At 69.5% G+C, this 24,949-nt stretch carries 20 protein-coding genes; 11 read left to right on the forward strand and 9 right to left on the reverse strand.

All coding sequences use genetic code 11. From position 1 onward, the window contains the following. Positions 1-4: 4 nt before the first annotated feature. Positions 5-670 carry a PadR family transcriptional regulator gene (locus ABWK59_RS10725; RefSeq protein WP_354639969.1) on the reverse strand — a complete coding sequence of 222 codons (666 nt, stop codon included), beginning with the start codon at positions 668-670 and terminating at the stop codon, positions 5-7. Between the two features lie 215 nt (positions 671-885). On the opposite strand from ABWK59_RS10725, the gene ABWK59_RS10730 reads away from it, so the two are divergent. The 4 genes from ABWK59_RS10730 (at position 886) to ABWK59_RS10745 (ending at position 4,703) form a co-directional block, all read left to right on the forward strand. Then, positions 886-2,487, forward strand: coding sequence for an ABC-F family ATP-binding cassette domain-containing protein (locus ABWK59_RS10730; protein WP_354639971.1), 1,602 nt, complete (start codon positions 886-888; stop codon positions 2,485-2,487). A 97-nt stretch (positions 2,488-2,584) separates the two neighbouring features. Next, entirely contained in the window at positions 2,585-2,977 is a 393-nt protein-coding gene (locus ABWK59_RS10735; protein WP_354639973.1) for an ACT domain-containing protein, read from the forward strand. 100 nt (positions 2,978-3,077) lie between these two features. Continuing rightward, entirely contained in the window at positions 3,078-4,118 is a 1,041-nt protein-coding gene (locus ABWK59_RS10740; RefSeq protein WP_354639975.1) for a serine hydrolase domain-containing protein, read from the forward strand. 150 nt (positions 4,119-4,268) lie between these two features. Continuing rightward, the gene (locus ABWK59_RS10745; protein WP_354639977.1) at positions 4,269-4,703 is read left to right on the forward strand and encodes a DUF7144 family membrane protein; all 435 of its coding nucleotides are present in this window, start codon (positions 4,269-4,271) and stop codon (positions 4,701-4,703) included. Positions 4,704-4,830: 127 nt separating this feature from the next. On the opposite strand, the gene ABWK59_RS10750 is transcribed toward ABWK59_RS10745, so the two are convergent. Next, positions 4,831-5,385 (reverse strand): GlcG/HbpS family heme-binding protein, encoded by a 555-nt coding sequence (locus tag ABWK59_RS10750; RefSeq protein WP_354639978.1) that lies wholly within the window; start codon positions 5,383-5,385, stop codon positions 4,831-4,833. 318 nt (positions 5,386-5,703) lie between these two features. Between ABWK59_RS10750 and ABWK59_RS10755 the strand changes: the two genes are divergently transcribed. Together ABWK59_RS10755 and ABWK59_RS10760 are read left to right on the forward strand one after the other, a co-directional pair. Further along, positions 5,704-6,966 carry a sensor histidine kinase gene (locus ABWK59_RS10755; RefSeq protein ID WP_354639980.1) on the forward strand — a complete coding sequence of 421 codons (1,263 nt, stop codon included), beginning with the start codon at positions 5,704-5,706 and terminating at the stop codon, positions 6,964-6,966. Further along, positions 6,963-7,634, forward strand: coding sequence for a response regulator transcription factor (locus tag ABWK59_RS10760; protein ID WP_354639982.1), 672 nt, complete (start codon positions 6,963-6,965; stop codon positions 7,632-7,634). Before ABWK59_RS10755 ends, ABWK59_RS10760 begins: the two co-directional genes overlap by 4 nt. A gap of 180 nt (positions 7,635-7,814) precedes the next feature. On the opposite strand, the gene ABWK59_RS10765 is transcribed toward ABWK59_RS10760, so the two are convergent. Further along, a complete protein-coding gene (locus ABWK59_RS10765; protein WP_354639984.1) occupies positions 7,815-9,218 on the reverse strand; it encodes a tyrosine-type recombinase/integrase in 1,404 nt (467 codons plus the stop codon). Here ABWK59_RS10765 and ABWK59_RS10770 point away from each other — a divergent pair. From ABWK59_RS10770 to ABWK59_RS10790, 5 genes are all read left to right on the forward strand, one after another. Continuing rightward, positions 9,211-10,158: an IS630 family transposase gene (locus ABWK59_RS10770; protein WP_420492762.1), complete on the forward strand. Its 948-nt coding sequence runs from the start codon at positions 9,211-9,213 to the stop codon at positions 10,156-10,158. The genes ABWK59_RS10765 and ABWK59_RS10770 overlap by 8 nt on opposite strands. A 778-nt stretch (positions 10,159-10,936) precedes the next feature. Beyond that, complete coding sequence (locus ABWK59_RS10775; RefSeq protein WP_354639986.1) at positions 10,937-11,377, forward strand: NUDIX hydrolase; 441 nt, start codon at positions 10,937-10,939, stop codon at positions 11,375-11,377. Then, a complete protein-coding gene (locus ABWK59_RS10780) occupies positions 11,374-12,267 on the forward strand; it encodes an aminoglycoside phosphotransferase family protein (RefSeq protein WP_354639988.1) in 894 nt (297 codons plus the stop codon). Before ABWK59_RS10775 ends, ABWK59_RS10780 begins: the two co-directional genes overlap by 4 nt. Positions 12,268-12,392: 125 nt before the next feature. Next, positions 12,393-12,875, forward strand: a complete 483-nt coding sequence (locus tag ABWK59_RS10785) for an NUDIX domain-containing protein (protein WP_354639989.1) — start codon at positions 12,393-12,395, stop codon at positions 12,873-12,875. 374 nt (positions 12,876-13,249) lie between these two features. Further along, entirely contained in the window at positions 13,250-15,229 is a 1,980-nt protein-coding gene (locus tag ABWK59_RS10790) for an ABC transporter ATP-binding protein (protein WP_354639991.1), read from the forward strand. Positions 15,230-15,356: 127 nt separating this feature from the next. On the opposite strand, the gene ABWK59_RS10795 is transcribed toward ABWK59_RS10790, so the two are convergent. From ABWK59_RS10795 to ABWK59_RS10820, 6 genes are all read right to left on the reverse strand, one after another. After that, a complete protein-coding gene (locus ABWK59_RS10795) occupies positions 15,357-16,511 on the reverse strand; it encodes a DNA cytosine methyltransferase (protein ID WP_354639993.1) in 1,155 nt (384 codons plus the stop codon). 87 nt (positions 16,512-16,598) lie between these two features. After that, on the reverse strand, positions 16,599-18,425 hold the full coding sequence (locus ABWK59_RS10800) for a DNA cytosine methyltransferase (protein WP_354639995.1): 1,827 nt from the start codon (positions 18,423-18,425) through the stop codon (positions 16,599-16,601). Further along, the gene (locus ABWK59_RS10805; protein WP_354639997.1) at positions 18,422-19,321 is read right to left on the reverse strand and encodes a hypothetical protein; all 900 of its coding nucleotides are present in this window, start codon (positions 19,319-19,321) and stop codon (positions 18,422-18,424) included. Before ABWK59_RS10805 ends, ABWK59_RS10800 begins: the two co-directional genes overlap by 4 nt. Further along, the gene (locus tag ABWK59_RS10810) at positions 19,318-21,315 is read right to left on the reverse strand and encodes a hypothetical protein (RefSeq protein WP_354639999.1); all 1,998 of its coding nucleotides are present in this window, start codon (positions 21,313-21,315) and stop codon (positions 19,318-19,320) included. Before ABWK59_RS10810 ends, ABWK59_RS10805 begins: the two co-directional genes overlap by 4 nt. Further along, positions 21,312-22,337, reverse strand: a complete 1,026-nt coding sequence (locus tag ABWK59_RS10815; protein WP_354640000.1) for a PD-(D/E)XK motif protein — start codon at positions 22,335-22,337, stop codon at positions 21,312-21,314. The genes ABWK59_RS10810 and ABWK59_RS10815 overlap by 4 nt, the downstream gene beginning before the upstream one ends. Next, positions 22,334-24,871 (reverse strand): Z1 domain-containing protein, encoded by a 2,538-nt coding sequence (locus ABWK59_RS10820; RefSeq protein WP_354640002.1) that lies wholly within the window; start codon positions 24,869-24,871, stop codon positions 22,334-22,336. Before ABWK59_RS10820 ends, ABWK59_RS10815 begins: the two co-directional genes overlap by 4 nt. Positions 24,872-24,949: the final 78 nt, after the last annotated feature.

Consider the following 24,949-nt stretch of genomic DNA (forward strand, 5'->3'; position numbering starts at 1 on the left):
GGGCTCAGCCCTCCTCGGCGAGGATCAGGTAGAGCTTGCGCTTGGCCTCGGAGAGCACCGCGAGGCCCTTGGCCCGCTGCTCCTCGGTGCCGGTCATCATGACCTGGCGGACGGCGTGGTCCACCGCGCCCAGCGCGGCGCCCACCTCCTGGACCGCCCCCCAGTCGACCCCGCGGCCGGCCTCCTCCCAGGGCGACTCCGCCCCGGCCTCGGCCTCGGCGCGCCCGGCGTCGGTCAGCTCGAACAACCGCTTGCCGGACGACTCCTGGGACCGGATCAGGCCCTCCTCCTCCAGCAGCTGGAGGGTCGGGTAGACCGATCCGGGGCTGGGCCGCCAGGCGCCGCCCGTCCGCTCGCCGATCTCGGTGATCATCTCGTAGCCGTGCATCGGGCGCTCCCGCAGCAGCGCCAGCAGCGAGGCGCGGACGTCCCCGCGGCGCGCCCGGCCGCCACGCCGGCCACCGCCGCGACCCCGGCCGCCGTGGCCGCCCCGGCCGTGCGGGTGGCCGCCGAACCCGTGGCCGAAGGGCCCGCCGGCCGGCCGCCCCGGGGCCCCGAACGGCCCGAACGCGAACCGCCCCTCGAACTCCTCGCCGGGCGGGCAACCCGGACCGTCGAACTGCGGCCGGCGCCGCCGGCCCTCGTCTCGGAACATCTTTCCGGTGCGCATCGCGCACCTCCTCCCGTTGTCGTCGATGCTCTATCGGAGAAGCATCTCGATAGCTCGACGATATATCGGTGACTGTCGCTCGTCAACGAAAATCACCTGCGGCCCCACCCGCCCCCGGCTACCGTGGCCGTCATGTCGACCCCCCGGATCTCCTAGCCACGGACACCGCCTCCACGTCACCCGTGTGTCCATCCGCTATTCCGGAGCGTCATCCCGTGATCACCGTCCGCGGTGTCGACCTGCGCGTCGGCGCCCGCCCGCTGCTGTCCGACATCTCCTTCCACGTCTCCCCCGGCGACCGGATCGGACTGGTCGGCCGCAACGGCGCCGGCAAGACCACCCTGCTGCGCGCCCTGGCCGGCGAACTCCCGCCCGCCGCCGGCACCGTCACCGCCACCGGCCCGGTCGGCCACCTCCCGCAGGACTCCCGCGCCGCCGACCCCGCGGTCGGCGTCGCCGAGCGGATCCTGTCCGCCCGCGGCCTGGACCGTGCCCTGGCCGAACTCCGCGCCGCCGAACGGGCCATGGCCACCGCCACCGACGCCCGCGCCGAACGCCGCGCCATGACCCGGTACACCACCGCCGAGGCCGCCTTCACCGCCCGCGGCGGATACCCGGCCGAGGCCGAGGCCGCCCGGGTCGCGGCCGGACTCGGCCTCCCCACCGACACCCTCGACCGGCCGGTCGGCACCCTCTCCGGCGGCCAGAAGCGCCGGGTCGAACTGGCCCGGGTGCTCTTCGCCGACCACGCCACCCTGCTGCTCGACGAGCCCACCAACCACCTGGACGCCGACTCCACGGCCTGGCTGCGCGGCTTCCTCGGCGCGTACCGCGGCGGGCTGGTGCTGATCAGCCACGACCTCGACCTGGTCGCCGACACCGTCAACCGGGTCTTCCACCTCGACCCGCCGCGCGCCGCCCTCGACATCCACAACACCGGCTGGCGCGCCTACCTCGCCCAGCGCGACGCCGACGAGCGCCGGCGCTCCCGGGAGCGCGCCAACGCCGAACGCAAGGCCGCCGCCCTGCGCACCCAGGCCGACCGGATGCGCAGCCACGTGGCCACCGCCACCGCCGCCCGGAACATGGTCCGCCGCGCCGACCGCCTGCTCGCCGACCTGGAACCCGCCCGCCCCACCGAGCGGACCGCCCGGATCCGGCTGCCCGAACCCGCCCCCTGCGGCCGCACCCCGCTCGGCGCGATCAGCCTCGCCAAGGCGTACGGCGGCACCCCGGTGCTGCGCGGCGTGGACCTCGCCGTCGACCGCGGCAGCCGGCTCGTGGTGCTCGGCCCCAACGGCGCCGGCAAGACCACCCTGCTGCGCACCCTGGCCGGCCGCGAACAGCCCGACTCCGGCCGGGTGGTGCACGGCCACGGCCTGCGGCTGGGCTACTTCGCCCAGGAGCACGACACCCTCGACCCGGCCCTCACCGTCCGGCAGAACCTGGCCGCCGCCGCACCCGGACTCACCGACGGCGAGGCCCGCCACGTGCTCGGCGCCTTCCTGTTCGGCGGGGACGACGCCGACAAGCCCGCCGCGGTGCTCTCCGGCGGCGAGCGGACCCGGCTCGCCCTGGCCGGCCTGGTCCACTCCGGCGCCAACGTGCTGCTCCTGGACGAGCCCACCAACAACCTCGACCCCGCCTCCCGCGGCGAGGTCCTGGCGGCGGTCGGCGCGTACCCGGGCGCGATCGTGATGGTCACTCACGACCCCGGCGCCGTCACCGCGTTGCGCCCCGACCGGGTGCTCCTGCTGCCGGACGGCGACGAGGACCTCTGGAGCGAGGATCACCTCGACCTGCTCGCCCGCGAGTGAACCCCGCGGTTCCGGCCGCCGCCCGCGCCCTCCCCACCGGAACCCGGGGTGGCGCGTCGTACGGCGGCGGCCGGGCCGCACGCACTACGGTGGCCGCATGGCAGGCGAACGCGATCTCCAGAAGCTGCTCGGCGGAATGAACCCGGAGCTCAACCCCGGCCGGTACGTCTACTGCACCTTTCCCGGCAGGGTCCCGGCCGGCCTGCGCCCGGTGGTGACGGTCGCCGAGGCCGAGGGGGTGACCGCCGTGGTGGCCCAGGACGAGGCCGACGCACTCGGCCTGACGTACGCGTACGTGGCCGCCTGGATCACCCTGCGGATCCACTCCGCGCTGGAGGCCGTCGGGCTGACCGCCGCCGTCTCCGGCCGCCTCGCCGAGGAGGGCATCAGCTGCAACGTGGTGGCCGGGTACCACCACGACCACCTCTTCGTCCACGCCGACGACGCCACCCGCGCCCTCACCGCCCTGCAGTCCCTCGCCCACGCCTGAGCGCCCTCCCGCCGTCGTCCCCGGCTTGACCGGCCTGTCTGCTTGACCGGCCGCCCCCGGGGGGAAACTGCCGCACGGGACCAGCGGCCGAGGAGGCGCCATGCACCGTGACGACACGTGGCCCGAGCGGGCGGCGGCCGAGCTCCGTCCGGCCCTCGCCGCCGCCGTCTCCCACGGCAACGTCCCCGGCGCCGTCGCCGTCCTCGGCCGGCCGGGTACCGCCCTGGTCGTCCTCACCCACGGGACCCTCGGTGCCGAGTGCGGCCCCCACGCCCCCGACCGGCACACCCGCTACGACCTCGCCTCCCTCACCAAGGTCCTCGCCACCTGGCCCCTGGTCGGCCAGGCCCGCCACGCCGCCCGCCTCGACCTGGACGCCCCGATCCGCACGATCGACGCCGAACTCCCGCCGCCCGGCGCCGACCTGACGGTCAGACAGCTCATGGCCCACACCTCCGGCCTGCTCCCCGAGACCAACCTCGCCCAGTACCACCACTCAGGCCGGCCCCTCGCCCACCACCTCTGCGCCGAACCCCTGGTGAGCACCCCGGGTACCGAACACCGCTACGTGGACCGGGGATTCATCCTGCTGGGACTCCTCCTGCCGACCGTCCTCGGTGCCCCGCTCGACCGCCTCGCCGACGACCTCTGGCGCGACCTCGGCCTCACCGCCACCGCGTACGGCCCGCTGCCGCGGTCCCCGCAGCTCGCCCCCACCGAGCAGCGCCTGCTCGGCGCGCCCCGGACCTGGGGCATCCCGCACGACCCCAGCGCCGCCCTGCTGGGCGGGGTGGCCGGCCACGCGGGGGTCTTCTCCACCGCCGCCGACCTGGCCGCCTTCGCGGAACGGCTGCTCGACCCCCCGGACCCTCTCGCCGCCTGGCTCGCCGCCTGGCTGGCCGAGAGCGCCCGTCCGCAGGCCGCCGCCGGCCCGGGCCTGCACCGCGGCCTGGCATGGCTCGGCACCGGGGACGGCCGGGCCCTGTACCACCACGGGTACACCGGGACCAGCCTCTACCTCTCCCCCGCCACCGGCCGGTACCTCGTGCTGCTGACCAACGCCGTCTACCACGGCTGGGACCGGGCCCGGCTCACCCCCGTCCGGGACCTCGCCCTGCGCCTGGTCGCCCGGTCCCCCTGACGCCCCGGAGCCCCCGGAGCAGGGCCGGCCGTCTCCGGGATTCCCGCACGTCACCCCAATGGTCCCCCGGGAGGAGTCGCCCGATTGCACGGCCCCCGGAGGCGGCCGAGGGTCGAAGGGACAACCCTGTCACGCCGTCAGGAGAGACGCATGAGTTCGGCATCGACCCCACCGCCCGCCCCGCCGGCCCCCGGCCGCGGCTACGAGCGGAGCAACAGCGCCTGGGTCACGGGCATGGTGCTGTTCGCTGGTGTGGTGATGATGGTCAACGGCATCCTGGAGATGTTCCAGGGGATCATGGCCATCTCCGAGGACGAGGTGTTCGTCACCACGCCCAAGTACATCTTCCAGTTCGACCTCACCAGCTGGGGCTGGATCCACCTGTTCCTGGGGCTGCTGGTGGCGGTGACCGGTTTCTTCGTGATCACCGGCCAGACCTGGGCCCGGGTGGTGGGCATCTTCCTGGTCTCGCTGAGCCTGCTGGGAAGCTTCCTCGCCATCCCCTACCACGCGCTGTGGTCGCTGGTGGTGCTGGCGCTCGACGTCTTCGTCATCTGGGCCCTCTGCGTCTACCGCGAGGAGTGACCCCTGCCCCTTGCCCTTCCCCGCGCATCCAGCCCGCGCGGAAACGGCCCGCCCCCGATCAGACTGATCGGGGGCGGGCCGTTCCACGGGCCGGGCTCGGCCCACTCCGTTCAGGGCGGGTCCGGCGTCACTTGCCGAGCGCGGCCACACCCGCCTGCGCGAACTGCTCGTCCAGGTCGCCGCTCGGCGCGCCCGCGACGCCGATGCCCGCGATCGGGGCGCCCTTCAGCTGCACCGGCGCACCGCCACCGAGGAACAGCGTGCCCGGGATGTCCTTCAGGTTCGGCACCTGGGCGAGCCGCTTGCTCAGCTCCGAGGTCGGCGCGTTCCAGGACACGGCGGTGAACGCCTTGCGCTCGGCCGACTCGTACGACTGCGGGCCGGCGCCGTCGCCGCGCAGGGTCACCACGGTGTTGCCGTTGCGGTCGACGACCGCGACGGAGACCTTCTGGCCGTTCTTCTGCGCCGCGTCCAGCGCCGCCTGGGCGGCCTTGGTGGCCGACTCGACGGTGAGGTGGCTGGTCTCGAAGGTGTTGCTCTTGGCGGTGTCCACGGCCTTGGCGGGAGCCGCGGCCGGGGTCTCCTCGGCGTTGGCGGAGACGGCACCGAAGGTGCCCGCGCCCAGCGCCATCACGGCGACGGCACCGGTCAGCACGCGGGTCCGGGTGTCCATCTTCTTCATGCTTCTGCTCCTGCTCGGTCGTCGGTCCGTTCGGCCGGGGAGGCCCGTCCGGTTCCTGCTCTGCTTCGATCCTCGGGCCGGGAGCGGCCCCGGACGGTCGGCGTTCCGGCCGGAGAGCGCAGGCATGATGGAGGACGGCGGGGTCAACCGATCGGCTGATGCGCCGGGCCCCCGGGCGGGTCACCATGCAAGGAAAGGCCCAGGTCAGCGACACCGGACGCCGGGAGACCGGAACACCGGAACACCGGACGCCGGACGACGCGGCGGCCGCCGGACGACAGGCCACCGGACGACACAGGACGAGGCGGGAGGCGGACAGTGCGGGCGACACGGCCGTGGGGGCAGCCTGCGGACGACCCGGACGCGGGCTGGCTCTCCGTCGTCCTGCGGGTCGCCTTCCTGCTGCTGCTCGCCGCCTCCCTCACCCGGTACCTGGCGCACCACTTCCACAGCGCGCTGACCCCCTGGGTGATCGCCCTGTCGGTGGCCCTCGCCGTCCTGCAGCCGGTCCTGCTGCCGACCCGCCGCCGGCCACTCGGGCTCGCGGCGATGCTGGCCGTCTGGACGGTACTGGTCCTGATGGCGCCGAGCTTCGCCTGGTGCTCCATCCCGCTGATCTACACCGTGCTCCGCACCCTTCCGGCCCGGGCCGCGATCCCCCTGGTCACGGCGCTGACCGCGCTGGTGGTGATCGCCGAGATCCAGCTCGCCAAGGGCTTCGACCCCACCCTGCCACTGCTGCCGCCCGCCGTCGCCGCCCTGGCCACCGCGGTGTTCCTCTACATGGAGCGGCAGTCGGCGCGGCAGCGGGAGCTGATCGACGACCTGATCGCCACCCGGCGCGAACTGGCCGCCATCGAGCGCCGCGAGGGCGCGCTGGCCGAGCGGGAGCGGCTCGCGGTGGAGATCCACGACAGCCTCGCGCAGGGGCTGTCCAGCCAGCAGATGCTGCTCCAGGCCGCCGAGCGCACCTGGACCGAGGATCCCGGGACGGCCCGGACCCACGTCCGGACGGCCACCGCGATCGCCGCCCGCAACCTCGCCGAGGCCCGCCGCTTCGTCCACGACCTCGCCCCGGCGGACCTCGCCGAACGCGGCACGCTGGACGCCGCGCTGCGGGCGCTCGCCGACCGCGAGGCGGCCGAGAGCGGGCTGCCCGTCCGCTTCCACCTGGACGGCACGCCGGTGGCGATGCCGGCCGCCGCCCAGGCCGCGCTGCTGCGGATCGCCCAGGGCGCACTGGCCAACGTCCGCGAGCACGCCGGGGCCACGGCCGCCGCGATCACCCTCTCCTACCTGGGCGACCAGGCGGTGCTGGACGTCGCCGACGACGGCCGCGGCTTCCCGGCCGGCGAGGCGTCCGCCGACCCGGCAGCGGACCCGTCCGGGGACCCGTCGTCGACCCTGTCCACCGACCTGTCCGCCGACCTGTCCGGGGATCCGTCCCGCGCGGGCCGCGGGCACGGCCTGCCGGCGATGCGGGCCCGGCTGCGGCAGCTGGGCGGCACCCTGACCATCGAGAGCGCACCCGGCGAGGGGACGGTCGTCTCCGCCGCGATCCCCCTGGAGGAACTGCCGTGACGGCACCCGCACCCGTACCCGCCCCGGAGCCCGCGCCGGAGCCCGCGCCCGTCCGGCTGCTGGTCTGCGACGACCACGCCGTGGTCCGGGCCGGGCTGCTCGCCCTGCTGGCGAGCGCCCCCGGGATCGAGGTGGTCGGCGAGGCCAGCAGCGGCGAGGAGGCGATCGCGCTCGCCACCAAGCTCCACCCGGACGTGGTCCTGATGGACCTCCAGCTCGGCGAGGGCATCGACGGCGTGGAGGCCACCCGGCGGATCACCGCCTCCCCCGACGGCGGTCACGTGCTCGTCCTGACCACGTACGACACCGACGCCGACATCACCCGCGCCATCGCCGCCGGCGCCACCGGCTACCTGCTCAAGGCCGAGCGGCCCGAGGAACTGTTCGCCGCCATCCACGCCGCCGCGCTCGGACGGCCCGCGCTGTCGCCGCCGATCGCCTCCCGGGTGATGGCCCAGATGCGCGCCCCCGTACCCCAGCTCACCGACCGCGAGCAGGACATCCTCGCCCAGCTCGCCCAGGGCCTGGGCAACCGCGAGATCGCCCGCGCCCTCTTCATCAGCGAGGCCACCGTCAAGACCCACCTCGGCCGCATCTACGCCAAACTCGGCGTCGACACCCGCGCCGGCGCCGTCGCCACCGCGAAGGAACGCCGCCTCCTCCGCTGACCGCCCGGTCGTGTTCACGGGGGGGTGCGGGAGGTCGCGGAAGGCTGCGCGAGGTACAGGGGCGGACGAGCAGGCCTGTACGCCGGGTAAACGCTATCTTTGGCGGTGATCATGCCCTGACCTGCGGCTTTGCATGATCGGGAGGGGGCTGAGAGTCCGCTAGGGACTTCTCAGGGACTTTCAGCCGAGATCAGCGAACCACGTCTCGATGGCAGCAAGGCCGCGCGCGCCAGCCTCCGGCATGAAGTGAGTGTAGGTCCGGAGGGTGAACGCCGGGTCCGAATGCCCCAGCCAGGTGGCAAGGGAGACGATCGACTCACCCGCTTCGAGCATCACCGAGGCATAGCTGTGGCGCAGGACATGGAACCCATGCTCCCGGCTCGGCTCCCAGACGCGGGTCGCCTTCTCGCCTTTCTTCGGCTCGGGCAGCGGTGGGATCACTCCGGCTGCGGCGAGTGCCGGCTTCCAGGTCTTCGTGTTCCAGGTGGTCCGGTTGATGGCGCCACCGCGTGTCGTGCTGACGAGCAGCGGCACCGTGACCGTGCGGCGCTCCTCTCGCGGCAGGTCCGGCTCCTCCGGGTCGAGCCAGGGCAGCGTGACCTCCACCGGCGCGAACCTCTCCTGGTGCGACAGCAGCTTCTTCGCCAGCCCGGCGGTCAGGGGGACGTCACGCTCCTTGCGGCCCTTCGGCGGGCCGAAGTACAGCTGCGACTTGTAGCGCAAGATCTGGCGCTCGACATGGACTGAGTCTCCGCAGACGTCACCCGGACTGAACGCGAACGCCTCCCCTTGCCGGAGACCGCAACCGAGGCCCAAATCGAGCGCAACTCGGTATCGCTCGGGTAGCCCCTCGCGTACGGCGCCCACCCGGTCTCGTGACCATGAGCGCGCCTTCCTCTCGGGCCTCTTCGGCGGCTTGATCGTACTGTTCCCCTTGCAGGGGTTGCGGAACAGGCGCTTGTCCTCCACCGCAGCCTGCATGATCGCCTTCAGGTACACCCATGCGAGATACGCCGTGCCCTGGCCAACCTCGCGCTGGACGTCAGCGGACCACTTCCGGAGCTCCGGAACTCCGATGTCCCGCAGGGCGGTTTCGCCGAGCTGCGGGATGATCTGACCCCAGATCCGGTAGCGCATGCTCTCCAGCGTCTGCGCTGGATGCACCTGGGACGGCCACCAGTGCTTTTCGACGTAGTCACGCAGAGTGATCTGACCATCTCGCGTGTCGACGAAATCGCCTCGCTTGACGTCCGTTTGAGTGTCGGCCAGCCAGCTCTTGGCGTCCGCAGCGGTGTCGAACGAGCGGTCGCGGACACCCGGTATGCCCTTGACCCGGTAGCGGGTGCACTTCCCCCACAGGTCCGTTCGCTCACGCTTGCCCGTCTCCTTGTTGGGTCGCTTCTTCAGCCACCTGTCTTCTATTGATCCGAAACGGTAGGGGTTCTGGATCGTTGAACATCGCGTGAGTGAACTGGTGGGGGATGCGCGGCACTTGTCGCCGTCGGCGCAGGAGGCGTTGCGGCTGCGGGCGGTGGCCGCGTTGGTGGAGGGCCGGGATCGCGAGGACGTCGCGGCGGTGTTCAAGGTCTCGTTGAAGGCGGTGGACGGCTGGTGGGCGAGGTGGCTGGCCGGCGGTCGTGAGGCGCTGATCGGGCGGCCCCGCGGGCGACGGGTCGGGGAGCATCAGGTGTTGTCCGAGGCAGAGCAGGCGGCGGTGCGGCAGGCCGTGCTCGACCACCAGCCCTGTGAGCTGGGGCTTGTCGGTCAGCTGTGGACGCGTTCCCAGGTGGGTGCGCTGATCGCGAAGCTGTATCGGGTCCGGCTGACCGAGCCGGGGGTGGGCAAGTACCTGCGCCGCTGGGGGCTGTCGTTCCAGCGTCCGGACAAGCGGGCTGTCGAGCAGGATCCCGAGGCGGTGCGTGCCTGGCTGCAGGAAACGTGGCCGGCGATCCGCGCGAAGGCGAAGGCCGAGGGCGCCGAGGTGCTGTTCGCCGACCAGGTCGGCATCCGTTCTGACCAGGTCAGCGGCCGGACCTGGGGCGAGAAGGGCCGGACCCCGATCGTGCGCCGGACCGGGAACCGGTTCTCGGTCAACGCCATGTCCGCGATCAGCACCAAGGGCCGCATGCACTTCATGGTCTTCACTGGCACCTTCGACGCGCAGGTCATGTGCCGCTTCCTCAGCCGGCTCGCCTGCCACTTCGACCGCAAGGTCCACCTCGTCGTGGACCGGCACTCGGCCCACCGCAGCAAGAAGGTCCGCGCCTGGCTGGCCGACCACGCCGACCAGATCGAGCTGCACTTCCTGCCGTCCTACTCGCCCGAGCTGAACCCCGACGAACTGGTCAACGCCGACCTCAAGCGCAGCCTGCCCACGAGCCACCGGGCCCGCAACCAGGCCGAGCTCGCGGCCGAAGCGCGACGCTTCTTCCGCCGCCGCCAGCACCAGCCTCACATCGTCCGCGGCTACTTCCACGGTCCGCACGTGCGCTACACCCTTGACGAGAACCAATTGAGTTTCTGATCAATAGTCATTCTGGCGGAGCCCTTCATCTTTGGCGCCGAGGCACTGGAGACCGGCTGACCAGGTCAGGGCCGCTCACCCACCTCGGCCCCGGCTACCGAATCACCGTCCACGGGGCTGAAGACGACGAGATGATCCCCGAAAGCTTCATGCTCGACCTCCTCCGGGCTCCAGCTCTTCTCTACAAGCGCCAGTGATGCAGAAACTGGACGACACCGCTTCCTCATCCAGCTGGGGGGCAGCCGAGACCTCGACGCCCCCCAGGCCACCGCTGTCCAGGTGGGTAACTCGTCGACGGCCCACGGACCGGGGCGCACGGCGGCAGCGCGCCGCACCGTCGAGTTCCTTGGCCAGGACGCCGAATGCGCGAGCCTCATCGACGCGGCGGCCGGTGGCACGGCTCGCGAGCCTGCGCAAGTACGAGGGACTCGGCAGCAGCCACGACGCCAGACGCATACGTGAGCGGATCACCGCACTCGAGGCGACGTGAACGCGACCGCCGGTCGGTCCGCGCGCCGTCGTCAGTGCCTTCTGGGACAGTGTCCGCGCTGCTCGACAACAACTGCCTTGGTAAAGGGGGTTGGAGCTGTTCACCGAATCGTGTGGCATCCGGCGCGACACGCCGATGCGGCGCCGGCGGGCCACTTACGGTGGTGCACCTGCCAGCGCACTCGCGTGCGATGACCGCACCCACGTCCGACCGTTGTTTCGTCATGCCCTGAGTCGGTCTGGGCCGATGGCCGCATCCGCTTTCCGTCGTTTCCGGAGGAGAAGTCTCATGCCGCACACACTGGTTGTGGGAGTGCACCTGGTCCTGATCGAGGACGGCCAGGTGCTGCTCGGGCAGCGCGCAGGCACCTCCTTCGCCGAAGGACACTGGCACTTACCCGCGGGCCACTTGGAGGAGGGCGAGTCCGTTCTGCGCGGCATGGCTCGCGAGGCCGAGGAGGAACTCGGCATCCAAATCCACGAGGAGGACCTCGATCTCGTCCACACCCTGCACCACCTCGACGCCGACGACCGTGCCGGACGGATGCAGATGTTCTTCGCACCCCGCACCTTCACGGGAGAAGTCACCAACCGCGAACCCGCCAAGTGCACCGCGCTGGCCTGGTTCCCCATCGAGAAGCTGCCGGAGCCAATCGTGGAGTACACGGCTCTCGCCCTCGCCCGGATCACCGCCGGGCAGACCATGTCCGTCGTCGGCTGGCCGTCATGACCCACGCCCAGACGTTGCCCAGCGACGTCACCCGTCTCCTCACGAAGGCCCTCGGTGACGTCCGGCTGCTCGCTGTCCACGGACACACCCGCCACGGCGACCCCTACCTGTGGGAGGTCGCCGACGAGGTCGGCGGGCGGTGGTTCGCCAAGCGGCACAGCAAGGAGCTGTCCTACCTGCGCGAGGTCCACGCCTACCAGCACGCCACCGCTGCCCTGCCACCCGGACGCGTCGCCGCTCTCCATGCCCACGACGCCGACGCGCTGCTCGTCGTCACCGGGGCGGTCGACGGCACCGCGCTGCGGCACACCCCGCTCACCGCGCGGCAGCGACCGGAGGCGTACCGGCAGGCGGGCAAGCTGCTGCGAAAGCTGCACGACCAGCCGCTACCCGATGTCGCCAGCCCCGGCGACGAGCGGGATGTGCCATGGCCACAGGAGCGCGAGCGAGCCCTGAACCTGGCGCGCGAGGTCGGCCTTGGGATCGAGGACCTGGCGCTGCTGGACACGGCGATGGCCGTGCCGCCGCCCGTCCTGCCGCTGGTGGTGTGTCATGGGGACTTCAGCCCGCGGAACTGGATCGTTGACACCACCAGCGGCGATGGAATGTTGGTTCGGCTAATCGACTTCGAGCGCAGCCAGGTCGAGGAAGCGGTCCGTCGCGACCTGATGCGGATCGTCTACCAGATCACCGCCCACCAGCCGGAGCTGCGCGAGGCGTTCTTCGACGGCTACGGCCGCACCCTCACCGACGCCGAACAGGCCGGGTGCCGGGCGTACGCGGCGATCGACTGCCCGTCCGCGCTGCGCTGGGCCACCAAGCACCGCGACGACGAGATCCAGCGGTACGGCCTCACGATGCTCAACCAGCTTCGCCGCCCCGCCGACTGATCGCCGCCCAGCCGTCAACGAGGAGGAACCGGTCGACGGCTTTCATGGCGCTGCGCTCGACCTCCCCGCTGCCTGGAACGTAGAACCGCCAATCACGTCCCTCCTCCTACGACCTGGAGTATCCGGTGCACGAGACGAGCAGGCTGTCGGTCTGCGTCATCGCCCACGACCTGGCGAGCGACCAGATCGCCACCGTCCACTATGCCCAGCGCAGTTGGACACCCCAGCCGGCCTGGACGATCCCCGGAGGGAAGGTCGACCCGGGCGAGGAGATCCACCTCGCGGCCGCCCGCGAGCTGTACGAGGAGTGCGGCTTGATCGCCGCATCCGAGAGCCTTCGGCTGGTCCACACCCTGCAGGCCAGGCAGGGCTGGGATGGCAAGGGCGGGTTCGTCCTGTTCGCATTCGCCGTCACCGAGTTCAGCGGCAGGCTCGCAAATATGGAGCCGGACAAGCACCTGGATGTGCGCTGGTCGCCCGCCACGCGGCTGCCCGCCCCGATGTTCCCGACCTCCCGCCGGGCGGTCGAGGTGCACCTGCGCGGCGGGCCCGCGTTCTCCACGTTCGGCTGGGACGCGGCCACGCTGCGGGACATGGAGGAGGTGTGAGCGTGGCCTGACGGCACCTCCGGCTGCGCGGACCGCCGGTCGCCGGCACGGATCTCGACCAGCGATTGCGCGCGGTCGCCAGCATGAGCACGGTCGTCGAAGAAGGCGTTGCCGTCCCATCAGGCGGCGACGCCGCGTTCCTCCACCGCACCGTCTACCGGCCGGACGGCGAAGTCCACCGAGAGCTGACACGCCTGGACGCTTCCGGCCTGCCCTTTCCGCCGCCCGACCGACCCGCATAGATGCCTCCGCCCCCGCTCTTCGCAGCAGCGCCGCGGGGACCCGCACAGCAATCCCTCGACAGGCGGAGCGCTGCTCCGCCCCGGTCGAAACAATGCCCATCCCTTTCGCCACCAGCCACTCATGGGAGCACCGTGACCGAGCCCAGCGCCAAGACCGACCAGGACCACGAGGACGCACCAGCCCTCCCCACCCAGGCAACGGACGACCAGGCACTGGAGGAACACAACGAAGAGCTGCGCTCGCGGTACTACGGGGACAACCGACTCAAGGTCGGCACCTCAATCTCCACCGTGGCGATGCTGCGCCGGCTGCCGCAACTGGTGCGCCGGGCGATGGCGCTGGCATGGGCCGCCGACCGCACCTCCACCGCGCTGCTGCTCGTGTGCCAGGCGCTGTCCGGCGTGGCCGGCGCCGTCACCCTCTACGCGACGACCGGCACCATCGGCGCGCTGTTCCAGCCCGGCTCCGTCACCGACCACCTTCGCGCCGCGGCCCCGTCGCTGATCCCGCTGCTTGTCGCGGCCGGGCTGCGCGCCATCCTGGGCATCGCGGTAGTGGCGCTGTCGGGTCGGGTGTCGCCTCGGATCAATCGCGAGGCCGATCTCGCGCTGATCGCCGCCGGGTGCGCGGCCGAGCTGCGCGCCTACGACGAACCCGCCTACACGGAGAAGTGGGAGGCCGCCGACCGCGGGGCGGCCACCACCCCGGATCTGCTGTCCAGCGCGCAGGACGTCATCGCCTCGACCATCTCCCTCATCGCGGCGGCCGGGGTGCTCGCCTCCCTGGACTGGCGGATCGTCCCGTTCCTGCTTCTCGGGTCCGTGCCCACCGGGATCGCTGCGGTGCGCACGGCCCGCATCCACTACCTCGCGGCCGTGACCACCAGCGAGGAGCGACAGGCGCTGCGGATCTATCGCTGGTTCCTGATCGACAAGGGCCGAGCCGACCAGGTCCGCTCCGACCAGATCACCCCGTTCATGATGCGCAAGTACCGGCAAGTCGAGCAGCGGATCGCCGCCGCCACCGACCAGGCCACTCGGGACGCCGCCCAGGTCTCCCTGTGGGCCGCGGTGGGCACCGGGATGGGGAGCGCGCTGGTCTGGGGCTCGCTGCTGTACCTGTTCGCCTCGAGCCGGATCGTCCTCGCCGCCGCTGGCAGCGCCGTCTTCGCGATCCGCACCGCCACCAGCGGCATCCAGGGCATGGTCGGCAACGGCGCCCGCCTCTACCGGATGGGCCTGTACCTGGACGACTACTTCGAGTTCCTGGACGAGGCCGGCGGCTACCGCATCCAGCGCGGCGACACTATCCCCGCCGCACCCGGAGTGGTCGAGGTCAAGGACCTCACCCACCACTACCCCGGCGACCAGCAGGAGCCCGCCCTCAAGGGGGTTAGCCTCACCCTGCACCGCGGAGAGCTGGTCGCGATCATCGGCCAGAACGGCAGCGGCAAGACAACCCTCCTCAAGCTCCTCTCCGGGCTGCTCCTGCCGCAGCACGGGCAGATCACCTGGGACGGCGTCCCGGTCGGGGAACTGGACGCTGACGGTATGTGGCGGCGCGTCGCCCGCGTCCCGCAGGAGTTCGCCCGCTGGCCGCTGTCGGCCGCCGAGAACGTCCACCTCGGGCACGCCACCGACGACCTGCTAAGCGAAGTCGAGAAGGCGGCGGCGAAGACCGGCTTCGACGAGATCGTGGCCCGGCTGCGCTCCGGCTGGCGCACCCTCCTCGCCCAGGGCTGGCTCGGCGGCGCAGAACTGTCCGGCGGCGGCTGGCAACGTGCGGCGGTCGCCCGCGCCCTCTACCGCACCACCCTCAACCCCGGGCTGCTGATCCTCGACGAGCCGACCAGCGACCTCGACCCCCGAAGCGAGCACAAGATCCTCCACGCCCTGCGCCCGCTCGCACCGGAGCGGATCACCGTGCTGGTCACGCACAACATCAGCAACGCCAAGATCGCGGACCGGGTAGTCGTCATGGACCGGGGCCGGATCGCGCAAACGGGCACGTGGGAGGAGCTGGCTGGGCAGAATGACGGCCTCTTCCGGGAACTGCTGGACCTTCAACGCGACCGGACCATCCCGGGCCAGCGTCCAGCCGCGCTCGGCTGACCGCCATCCGATTCGGAGGTGCCTTGCTGGTCGGGCCGGACGGAAGTGTGAGACCTCCCATCTCCCCAGCTCAGCAGGTACCTCTAGGCGTCAGCCCCTACCCGCCCGATCACCGGTGGATTCAGGCTCAGTAGTCGTACTGCAGCTTGATCGCGGCTTCGAGATCTTCGCGTTTGAAACCGAGCGCGGAGGCGAGGACGTGCATGCCCAGCCGTGGTGGCACGGCGTTGCCGATCTGCTGGGCAATGACGCTGCGTGCACCGGGGGCATTGACGTCGTCGCCGTTTTCGCGTCGCCACGGATAGTCCCGGGGGAACGTTTGGAGTACACCCAACTCGGCGAGCGAGAACACTCCGAGGTCCCGGCCACGCCAGTCGAGCTTGTTGCGTGAACCCTTGCCGGTCACGGTGGCGGAAGGCTCGTCGTACCGGCGTCGCCCTCGCGCCTTCGGGTTACCGCCGGTTCCGTAGTTGGAGACCACCTCGAAGCAGTCCGCTCGCCCGAGCGCCTCCCCCATTGTCACCCAGGGCAGGCGGGATGAATTCCCCGAATTCCGGCTGACCCCCTTCCTGTAACGCCGGTGAGAAGGCTCGGGAATCTCTGGCGCCCCCTCGATTTGAGCGCCATCCCCCGCCCAGCGGGCGATCAAAATGGCACGACGGCGAGTCTGGGGAACCCCGAATTCCTCGGTGTGGAGGATCTCCGGCTCGACTACCGCGTAGCCCTTGCTCTTGAGGATCTCCCCGAACGCCTGCCAGACCGGGAGTACCGCGCGAACCTGTTCTAGGACGATCGCCTGATAAGGCCGTCCGTCGATGAGTGCCTCAAGTGCCCATCGCAGCGGTTCCAGGACCAGGCCGGTACGTTCGTCGCTGAGCTGCTTGAGGTCGTCGCGAATCGCCGCGAACTCGTCGTCGTGGCGCCCCGGCTGCACGGCGGCATAACGATTCGCGAACTCGAGAACCTGATCGAGCGCGGCCCTTCCCTCACCGTTCCCCGCGACGGTGAAGGTCTGACACGGGGGTCCGCCGGCCAGCACGTTGGCGTTTTTGAAATCGCTCGGCTTGAACTCGCGCACATCCCGGTTTCTTGTCGGGAGGCCGGCTGCCGTGCGTGTAGCACATGCGTCGTCGTCCCATTCGATACCGGCGATCACCGGAACGCCGAGCGCCTGCGCTGCCACGTCCAGCCCTCCCGGGCCGGCGAACAGGTCGATGATCTTGAAGGGCGCAGGCACGCGGTTTCCTTGCGGTTCGGGAGGTGCGGGAGAGATGCGGTCCATGCCCACTCTCCCGCGTCGCGGACACAGGTCGCCCCTATGCTAGCCGGCCGGATCGGTTCTTCGAACCGGATGACCGGGTGACGCCGCCTATACTCGCTCGGCGGCCCGGAGCGCGCAGGCGATCGCGCGGCCCACGGCCTCGGCAACCGGCGGTGGCAGAGCGTGACCGACCTGCCTGTACTCGGCGGTCTTTCCGCCGGCGAGCTGCCAATCGTCGGGGATCGCCTGGATCCTCGCCGCCTGCCTCACCGTGAGCTTGGGGTGACCGTCCACCGGGAAGCTAGCGCCCGGGGGATCATCTGCCAAGCTGTTGCCGTCGACTCCCAGAGTGGCCCAAGCTCGCTTGCTCCCGGTGGGGCCAAGATCCGCCCCGCCTCGGTTCTCCGAGCCGCCTACGAGAGCGGGCGCCACGCGATCGGCTCGCGCGGACCAGGCATCGGCACCGGGCCAACCGTGGCTAGCCATGGAAGCACCGAGCACGTCACCGACGGTCGGCGCGGGCTTGCCGATGGGCTCCGGCCAGAAGAAGCCTGAACTGAACGGCTCGAGGAGAGCGACGAGGAATCCGCTTTTCCGGTGCTGGGGCACCCCGAAATCGGCGGCGTCGAGCACCGCCCAGTTCGAATGATAGCCGGCTTGCGCCAGCTCGGCTTCGATCCAAGAACGGTCGGAGGCGAAATCCGGACTTGCGACGAGGTCGGCGAGGTTCTCGATGAGAACTGCCTTGGGTCGGACGAGGGTAACCAGTCGCAGGGCGGCTTCGAGCACCTTGCGTGGTTCCTCGTCATCGGCCCTTCGCACCGCGGCTGCCGACTTGATTCGAGGCAGGCCACCGCTGAGCAGGTCTGCTTCTAGCGCCTCCAGGTGTTGCAGGGGGTCGAAGTCCCCGATCTCGCTGCAGCGCACGTCCCAGTGGGGGCGGTTGAGTGAGATGGTCGCGCACGCCTTGGGGTTGCGGTCGAGCAGGAGGATCGGTTCGAAGCCCGCCCACTCGAGACCGAGTGCCTGGGCTCCGGACCCGGCGCAGATCTCCAACGACGTGAGCCGTGACGACACTTCACCATGAGCATCAATCGCCGACCTGGCCTTGGACTGTGTGTACGCCAGGACGGGCATGGCGGCCTGATCCGATGCTCCTGGCGATTCGGATTCGGGGGAGGACGCTCGTAGCAGCGCGGTCACCGATTCATGCGCGACGGCTCGAAGTTCCTCATCAAGCGCCTGCTCCTCGATTCCATCGAAGAGGACGAACGGGGCGAGTCGCAGCATTCTCTTGAGAAAGTCACGCAGAGTGTCGCGTTCGTTCAGACCCCGCAGGTCAAGTCCGTTCCAGACCCGCAGGATGGCCTTGACGGTGTGCGGGCTTCCGCCGAGCGCCGCTCGACGGGCATAGATCTGGTCGAAGGCGGCCTCGCCGAGGATTCTGAGCGCGCTGTAGGGCTCCGTGTCGCCCGACGAATGGACGAGTTGGGCCCGCCACCACAGACGGCCGAAGACATGACGAGTGAGATCGGTGCCGAGTATGCGGTCTCTGGGCGGTTCGGGGTAGCGCCAGTAGGCCACATCCGGCAGCAGGACCAAGGCCAGGAAGGCCCACACGTCCCGTGCGGCGGCCTCGGCGGGAACCAGCCCCATCTCCGAGTGCAACAGCGCCGCGAGTCGGATGTCGAACTCGGCGTTCCGCGCGCGACCGGCCGGCTCTGGAAAGCCGGCATCCGCGGCGAGGTCCAGCACCAGGCCGCGCAGCCGGTTGAGTTGGGCATCGGAAATCCGGTCGCCTCCGGTCGCGACGTAGACCGCGGAGTCGTGGGAAGTGGCCACCAGCTTCGTGAGTTGGGCAAGCGAGAGTTGGCGGTATTCGTCGAACAGGCGTCGAGCCTGGTCGGAGAGCAGACGGGGGTAGAGATTGCTCATCGCGACACCTCGAAGATCTTCACGGCTTCCTGCATTTCCGAGGCGAATAGGCTCGGTGACTGGTGTCGGCGCAACCTCATGTCACTGATCGAGCGACCGGGAAACAACTGGTCGAACAGCGCCGTCAGGGTCTCCCCGAGCGACTCGGCTGGGAACTCGGCGCCATCGACGAACTCGTCGAGTGACAGCGCATGTTCGATCATGGTCCGTGCGGTGTCCGCGTACACCGCGGAAAGGACGATCCTGTCGATGTCTCGCGGCTTGCCCGCGTTCTCGAAGGCCGTGGCCACAGCCGTATTCCGCTCGTTGACCAGCAGAAGCAGCGAGCCCATGGTCGCGCTCTCCAGGTTGCCGCTGATCTGCAGGTGCCAGGCCGCACCGTCTGGAAAGGAGGTCCGCCCGAAGTCGATCACTGCCATCGGGAATTGCGGTGCGTCGCCCTGAAGCCGTAGGGCCGAGCGGTCACTCCACAGGACCGATCCGGCGCGGCGTGGCGAGGACGGCCGGCCTTCGCTTCGGTGTTCAGCGAGTAGAAGGGCGGTATCCACAAGGAGGAGTCCACCCAGATCGGATCCTCGAAGCCGGACGTCGAGCGAGACGGCGGCCGACCCGCTGCCCGTCAGGCGGACGTGCTGGGCGGGGCCACTGAGATTGGAGCCGGTGGCCGTCCAAACGACGGCGAGCATGAGCACGGCTTCGGGCGGGAGTCCTGTCTGGGAGCGTGCTCGGTCCTGGTCGATCCGGACGGTTCTACGCAGGTGCAGATCCATCTGGTAGTCCCAGTCGGGCAGGGCCTCGGGCATGGGGATGTGGCCGTCGTCGGTGATCAGGTCCCAGGGGTCGACCTGGACGACGTCTTCGGACGGGATTCGATACGGGAGTGCCCGACGACTCACTGGGCCTTCACCGCCTCGACCTTGATGTCGATCTCGGTCATGGTGTCCGGAGCGGGACGGACCACGGCTCGCCACACGACGTCACTTCCGTCGATTTCGAACGACGGGTCGGTGTGGAGGCGTCCCGTAGCGTCCTGCCAGCCGACGAGCTCGGGCATCTGCGCGTCCAGGGGCGGGTCCGACTCTCGGCCGCCGCCGCCCGACAAAGTGACCGCCAGGTCGACGCGAACACGCTGACGCCCGGGTACGGGCAACATGAACTCCTGCACGAGGACGGTGGTGTCGGAACCGTCGTCGTAGTAGGGATCGCCGAGATACTGCACGCGGGGGCGACGGCGAATGGACCCACCACCCGGAGCGGCTATTCCGTGGCCGTGCGCGGCACCCGCATCGGCACTATCGCTTCCCGAGCCGGACTCCCCTGAAGCCGGGTGAGTAGTGGTGAAGCCGGTTCTCGTCGAGGGGTGGCCTGAGTCGACCGGTTCAAGGAGCTCGTGCTCGGCGACCTCCGAGGCGCGCGAAGAGGGGGTCGCCGTGCTACCGGGTCTGCGGTAGTCCGTTGCGCCGCCGATTCCCCAAGCGCCTCCCACGAGCCCTGCGAAGAGTGAGCTGGCCGCTCCCAGTGCCACCTTGGCGGCACCGGGGCGGGCGGTCCCTCCGAGTGCGAGTAGCCCGTCGATCTGTTCCTGAATGCGCCGGAACGTAGTTCGGACGAAGGTGCTATCGGGGTAGTCCAGTGACTGAGGGTGCCAGGCGTCGTGCGTCGGCGGTTCGGCCCTCGCGTACGCGTCGTCCATGTCCGGGTCTCCCCGGAACACTCCGGCGTAGCCCTGGTTCACGCTCGGCGGCTTGGGTCCGGGGTGGTAGGTGACGACCAATTCGGCGGGCCGCATGAGGCAGACGTGATGGACGAGGTCTTCCATCCCGAGCAGGCGAGAGGCGCGGCTGGGTTCCAGGGGCGGGATGATCCGTGTGACCAGGCCGAGTCTGCCGAGGTGCTTCTTGGGTTTGCGGCACCCGATGTCTTTGCCGTTCGGGCCGAGCATGGCCTCGTAAGCGGCGACGAACATGTCGAGTGGGCGGGTCTGCCGCGGGTCGGGGACCGGATGATCCCTGCCGTCGCAACCGACGGTGAAACGCATCGCGGACTGTCCGGTACCGGTGGCGATCATCTTCGGCCACAGATGCCAGGTCACGGTCTCGGCGAGGTAGTCTGCCGCGGCCGCTGGCTCGAGGTCCTCAAGGGAAGGGTCTACGACCACGATGGTGGTGCCCGTCTCGGCGGGACCGAACGGCTTGAGACCGAGACGTCGGGCCGTGGCCTCGGCTTCGGCCCCCACGAGGGGTTCGACGACCGGGCCCGAGGCATCGCCCCACCAGTGCCTGCCTGTGTACCGACGTTCGCCGTTAGGCCCGGAGGCGACGTAGCTCTTCCACAAGGCACAACCGATGAGCCTGGTCTCGTACCCGCCCTCGTCGGTCCGGCAGCGTGTGTGTACCAGGATCGTGCCGCATCTGGAAAGCAGGTAGAAGATGCCCTTGCCGAAACCGTAAGTACCGCCACCGAGAGCCGTATTACGCGGTTCGCCGATATTGCGGATGAACGAGACGAAGTCTCGGTCGTCGCCGATCGCGTCATCGGCTCTGGTGGGTCCACCGAGACCTCGGGTGCCCCGGTCGGAGATCGCCACCACTCGAACCACGCCACGCATCAGCGACTCCCGCAGCGGGAGATGGACGCTCATCGGTGCCCCGCCCAGAAGCAGCTCACGCCACTCGCGTACGTGTGCGGGGCCAACCGTCCCCAGGTCGATTCGATAGTCGACCGGTTCGGGGGAGCCCTCCAGGCGCGCGTCCCAACTGTTCTGCGCGGACTCACGCACCAAGATGGTGAGAAGGTCGAGCTCGGGGCGTCCGAGCTGGTTACGGATGCCTTCGGCCGCACTTGCGCCTTCCGGAGGGAACGGCTGGGACAACCAGCGGGGCTCCGTCACACGGACTCCTGGATCATGGTGTTGATCACCTCGGACACGGTGTCGTGCGTCAGCGGCACGGGATGTTCTCCGGACAGGTCGATCGTGTACTCGACCTCCAGGATCGTCACCGGCACGCCTGCCGCCGCGAGGGCTTGGCTCGTCAGTCCGGGGAATTCGGCATCGACTCGATACCACGCCTCCTCGGTGATCACGAAGCGCACATCCCGGTAGTAATCGCCGTCGGAGGGGTGGAAGCCGGCCGAAGAGAGCAGTTCGAGTAGCGAGCTCTCGTCGTCGCAGAGCCGCAGCGCCCGTTCGATCGACTCGATGAATCCGGCGCCCAGGCCGTCTGCGGTGGTTCGTTGGAGGCGGAACCAGGCCAGGCAGAGGACACCGTCTGTCGGTGGCTCCATTTGGTCGAGCCCGTGGATCCGCGGTCTACGTCCCTCACCGACCGTGGTGGACTTCACCTCGACGGCGATGGTCGCCGTCGAGAAATCGTGGCGGTGACCATGCGGGCCGTGCCAGAGCCGGTGAGCGCTCGGGTCCTGCTCTAGGAGCCGATTGAGTAGGATCAACTCTCCGAACAGACCGGCGAGTTGCTCTGGCCCCAGCGGCTTACTTTCCGTCCGGAACAGCGCCCGCCACCGGTCGAGGACGCGGTAAAGGGCCTTGACCGGGGTTTCGGGCATGCTCTCGGCTACGACCAAAACCTCCACGCACAATTCCGTGAACAGATCGTTGAGGTCACCTCTCAGACATCCGAGATCGGCGTATGTCTGATAGATCTCCTTGTCCTCCAAAGGTCGCTTGCGCAGCCGGAGAACCGGGCCGTCCAAGCCCGTCCGGACCTTCTGATGCGAATGGATCGGCACGAGGAGGTGGCGGTGGCCGTCGTGATCGACTCCCACCGCCAAGGGTCCGCCGTCGGTGCTCACGGGGAGCTGGGAGACTCGCAGGCGTGTTTCACCGCTGGCCTGTTCGGCCTCGAGAGCGGTCCAGTGCTGCTCGACGACCTTCCGGAGCGCCCTGTCGGTCATGCGCCTTCACCGTCGAGGAAGCTGTAGTCCTCATCTTCGATCTGGATCCCGGAGAGGTCGGCCGAGATGTACTTCTCCACGGTGCTGTCCAAGCCCCTCGGCTCGGGGAAAACCAGGCCGACGCCGATGACGTGTTCTTCTGCGTTCAACGGCTCACGCCGCTGCTTGGACGGGTCGGGCGTCGAGACCTTGTCGATCGGGTAGAGGACCAGCAGGCCGTGGTCGGGGAACTGACGCATCCGCTCGACCTTGATTTCCTGCTCCGCGAGCTTGGCCGTGTCGCCCACCAGGTCGACGGCGGCGTCGCGGCGGCTCATCAGCGTCTTGATGTCGGCGAAGTCCGGCGTGGGGCTGGTGGTGGTGACGCGGGCGCGGCTGATCCGGCCGACCGTTACGCCTTCGGCGAAGGTCAGAGGCTTGTCCTCGGTACCGCCGGGGTGGCCGACGATCGCGATGTTCCATCTGCCCAGCGAGCCGGCCGTACGGACTCGCTTCTTGATGTAACCCGTGATCAGGTCGCCGTCGTTCTCCTGGGACTTCTCGTGGAACTGATACGACGCCAGGAAGTCGGTCACGAGCTCGTGCGGCACGTCGCGAAAGATGTAGCGACCGTCCTCAGGGCGTTCCTCCATCCGCACCGAGTGTGTCTTGGCCGCGGTCACGAGCGTCCGGGCGGCAGCGAGATTGCCCCTCAGCCATTCGGCGTTGGTGTGAAAGTAATGGGTCTGAACGCGCTTCCCGCCGTAGGAGGAGGCGGCCATGACGGCGCCCCGCATCTTGGCGGCCGCGGTGACACGCATCGCCGGATGCGTACGAAGACGCACGGCGAAGGTGAGCGGCGTCTCGGCCTCGGTCATGTAGACGTCGATGTCTCGACGCATCTCGGTCTCGACGGTGGCGATGTGGCGGAACCATCCGGCGAGCTCGTCGGTCATCCAGATCCGCGGGAGGTCCGCGTATCCGTTTCGGAACCCGAACCAGCGTCCCATCTGCAGGAGCGTGTCGTACGCCGACACCGAGCGGACGAAGTAGCTGACCGACAGGCCTTCGAGGGTCAGTCCCCTGGAAAGGGTGTTGCCGCCCACTGCGATCGCCACGACCGGACCGTTCTCATAGTCCAGTCGGGCTTCACTGCTGGAGTTGTCCATGATGATCCGGCAGCTCGCGAGGACGCCCGGGAGTTCCGGAAGAAGTCGGTCGAATTCCACCGTCGTCTCGTGAAACTCCTCGGCTGCGACGCGGGCGGTCTCTCGGTCCCACAGCCCGCGCAGCCGAGCGACGAACTCGGGATCCCCCAGGGCCTCCGCAGACCGATCGCGCAGTCGCTCGAGCGGCCGCTCGAAGCTGTTGTGTACCGCCGTGTTGACGCTGGTGTGGATCAACATCGTGTTATGCGGATTCCCCCTGTCGCGCACGCGTCGAGCGGCCGTGGCCAGCCAAAAGTATTCGACGGCCTCACGAAGGGAGTCGGTGATAACCGGCTCGAAGCCGTCGACGTCCGCCTTCGTGGCGGGACGCACGTACGGCACGTCTTCGTCGGGGATCGACCGAATCATGTCGTGCCCGTCGTCGACCTGTTCCGGATCCTCACCGTCGAGCGCATAGCGCCCGAACAGAACCTCCGTGCCGAAATGACCGATTGGCTTCGGAAGGTTGACCACGAAGTCCTTCGGGTAAAGATCTTCGGCGCTCGGATCGATCAGCAGGTTGGCAAACGGGGACGCGGTGTAGCCGAGGTACGCACACTTCGGCAGACTCTCCATGATGCTCAAGATCAGCGGGTTGATCGACTTCGTCGCCACGGTCGCCTGATCGGCCTCGTCATCGATGATCAGCGCCGGGCAGTCCTGCAGGTACTCCGACGCCTGATCGAGCCAACGAGCGAGCTTGCGCAGCACCGTGGCGTTCTTCTTCACCACGCACAGCACATGCGTCTTGTTGCTCTTGCCGAAATACGAGGCCGGGTTCTCCTGCGGAGTGAAGTCCTTGTCGGGCCCCGTTAGCTGGGACCACAAGGTTGGATTCGGCTCCACGAGCTGCTGAATCAGTCGTGCCTGGGTCTGGCGACGAAGGCCGTTGTGGACGCCCGCGAGGACGATGAACAGCTTGTAGCCACGGTCTGCAGCCTTCGCCACGACCGACGTGAAATTGGTCGTCTTGCCGGACTGCACGTAACCGACGACAAGACCGCGTGTGGAAAAGGCCCTCTCCCGCGGATGGTTGAGCAACGACACGATGCGGTAAGAGGAGTCATCGAGACTCTTGACCGCCGGCTCCGGCCATCCGTCCTTACGAAGCAGGGCCTCGATCGCCGGCCAACACTTGTCCTTGGGCTGCGAGCCCGTGTACCAGGTTTCGCGAGCCCCGTCCTCCACGACATGGGGTTCCTCGAGCTCCCTGACACGAATCGCCTCCCGTTCGTGCCGGTCTCGGATTTGCTGGATAACATCGGGGCCGATACCGAACTGCTCCAGCCGCTTAATCGAGTCTGCCGGAGTGAACGTGTCAAGAAGCGCCTTGAACGTGTCGTACATTCCGTCGAATTCATCGGTCATAGCAGTCGACCGTTCCCCGATCTCGTTCGATAAAGCCAATATTATTCGAAGTCCGCG

It is taken from the genome of Kitasatospora sp. HUAS MG31 (assembly GCF_040571325.1).
Taxonomy (GTDB): Bacteria; Actinomycetota; Actinomycetes; order Streptomycetales; family Streptomycetaceae; genus Kitasatospora; species Kitasatospora camelliae.